This is a genomic window from Pontimicrobium sp. MEBiC01747, assembly GCF_053601635.1.
The window spans coordinates 1-2,651 of sequence record NZ_JBSHNS010000112.1 but is presented as its reverse complement, the minus strand read 5'-3'; the positions used below and the strand labels follow the sequence as shown (position 1 = coordinate 2,651).

The window sequence follows — 2,651 nt, the reverse complement described above, 5'->3', positions numbered from 1 at the left end:
ACATCATTCTGACTTGTTTCAGAATCTCACATCATTTTCAAATTTCACTAGACATAACAAATTCCATCAAAACACACAAAAATTACCTTTTCTAATAATTCCACACAAAAATGTAACAATTAACTAAAACTTAACACATATAAATTGAGTGTAAAAATTTCAGAACTAATAATTTTTAACGAAATTGCTAAACTAAATTTGTTCAACCAATAAAAAACGAGATATAATATGTCTGATGATTTTGATTTATTAGAAACTAATACTAACGAAAAAAGTGAAAAGGTAGATGTAAATTGGGGCAAAGCTATAGATACAATGAAATCTAAGCTAGCACAAGAGGATGACCCCGAAAGTCGTCAAAAAATACTAAATGCAACATTAGACGATGTTGTACAAATGGCAGAAAAGGACAGAACAACACTTTTAGATGCAATTAAAGATTTAACAGACTACCAAGACGAGGTTGGTATTTTATTCGAGCGTTTTTCTGCATTAAACGAAACAGAACAAAAAGTTATCGACGATGCACAAAAAGCATTAGACAGAGCAAAAATAGAACTAGAAGATGCACAAAAGGTGCCAGACACTTGGTGGAACAATCTTTGGGGGCGTAAAAGCAAAATAGCTAAAGCAGAAGACACATTAAAATCTGCAGAAAAAGTACGTGCTGGAGCAGATAACAAAGCTAAAGCAATGTTCCAAGAACGTATAGAAAAAGCAGATGTACAAACACTATTAAGTGAACTGTCGTACAAATCTCAAGCAGCAGTAACCCGATTAAAAAACCGCGAAGTAGAAATAAAAGAAGTAGAAGAAAAACTTAAAGACGCTATAGTAGAAGCCTCTAAAAACCACACCAAAGCCTTAGAGAAAAAGAAAGAAGTAGAAGATAAGTTAGAAGAACAATACGCATTACTAAAACAAGCCAGACAAGAATTAGAAGATATTGCCGATAAGCAATCTGCAGAATATGCAGAATCTATTGGTAAAATGACAGCTTTAGAACAAAAAGTAGAAGAGCTGGAAGGTCTTAAAAATGCCTACACAACTTTAGCAGCATCCAAAGATAGTTTTGTACATAAGCATAATTTAACCATAAAAGTATTAACCTCTTTACGTAGTAACTTACAAACGCATAGAGCAAAATTAAAAAGTGATACAGAAGAGCGTTTAAAGTACTATGATGGTTATGTAGTAGCATTAAAAGCGAGAACAGATCAAGAATTTGCTGCAATATTAGAGCACTTAGGTGTAAAAACAGACGAACATATTGGAGAAACATTAGCGTCTATGCACACAGCAAGTGCAAAAGCACGTCAAGAAATGATGGATAATATTCCAGTACACGAAAAAGTAATGCAAGGCGTATACAGTAGCTATGCAGAGGCCTTACAAGAAATTCGCGCAAAAGATGGAGACATACAAAAGAATTTTGCAGAGCGTTACGGTATAGATATGAAAGAACTTTTCGAAGATTACTATGCAGCACAACCAGCACCACAAGGAGGAGATGGAGACGATGTGCCACCACCACCAAAACCAGCCGCAGAAGACGATATGTTGAGCTAAGTTCTCACGAAAGAGGGAATCTCTTAAAAATATAAAAGAGATTATAAAAATAATTTGGGCGTTACCTCCAATATAATTGGAGGTCAGGCTTTCCGCTATATCTTTTTTCTAAAAAGAAAAAAGGATGCCGCTGCAATCCTTAACGCAGAGCTAGCCTAAGACAGTTTATTAATTAAAAAATATAAAATACCTAAGCCTTCGTTTTTTTAACGCTTTATAAAATTAAGAACATCAAAAAATAATGTCTGTAAATCACATTGTAACCCCTTTAGATTCGGCAGTTCTAGACAGCAAAGAACAATATGTATTCTACCACAAAAAAGTAGACTTTGCATTAAAAGAATTAATAGTAAGTGTACAACAGAAAGCATTGTGTACACCTCAAGAAATGGTGTTTTTTAAACAATACTGCGACCTTTTATTGTACTCTATAGAAGCCATGCGTATAAAATATATGTACGATGAAGAAGATAACATGAAGGTAGATTTAACCGATTCGGGCTTTCCTAATTATTTAGAGTTTAGGTATTTATATAACGATTTATCGTTAAGAGATAATTATATAAATAAGCTGAAAGATGTAAGTGAGTTACAAGACGAATTTCTAGACCAATTATTACGTAAAAAAGAACCCATACGTAAAGATAAACTCTTTCAAGCCGCTTCTATAGTATATTACACATCGGTAGAGCAGCAATATATATTTAACAGATTTGTACAAGGTAAAATAATAAAAGCCCCAGAAGATATTGCAACAGAATATATGACGAGTTGGAGTTTTTACGATGTATCGCTAAACAGACCGTTTATTTGTTTTATGTATTTTGATTATGATGGAAAAGACCCATTAAAAGAGAAAAATGAAATATACAAGACATTAAAAGCCATAGCCGATCGAAAAATGCCATTAGACACGATGGCATACGGAATAGACAGAAGGCTGAAAAATGTATTTCCAAAGCATATAAAACGAATAGATTTAGGACCATTTCATAATGTATTTGCTAAAGATGAAAATGAGCTAACACATTCCATTTTAGAAAGTATTGCAAAAAAAGAAATCTCATTAGAGTCCTATGCAC

2 protein-coding genes are annotated in these 2,651 nt (G+C 33.2%); both read left to right on the top strand.

Annotated features, from left to right (window positions below; all coding sequences use genetic code 11):
- The first annotated feature begins 228 nt into the window (after positions 1–228).
- The gene (locus ACVC2P_RS02565) at positions 229–1,569 is read left to right on the top strand and encodes a microtubule-binding protein (RefSeq protein ID WP_452596917.1); all 1,341 of its coding nucleotides are present in this window, start codon (positions 229–231) and stop codon (positions 1,567–1,569) included.
- Between the two features lie 241 nt (positions 1,570–1,810).
- Positions 1,811–2,651, top strand: an 841-nt coding sequence (locus tag ACVC2P_RS02560; protein WP_452596916.1) for a hypothetical protein, incomplete at its 3' end; no start/stop codon positions are given.

What these genes read in the sequence shown, in the direction of transcription:
- ACVC2P_RS02565 (WP_452596917.1), top strand. Translation starts at nt 229, where the DNA reads ATGTCTGATGATTTTGATTTATTAGAAACTAATACTAACGAAAAAAGT.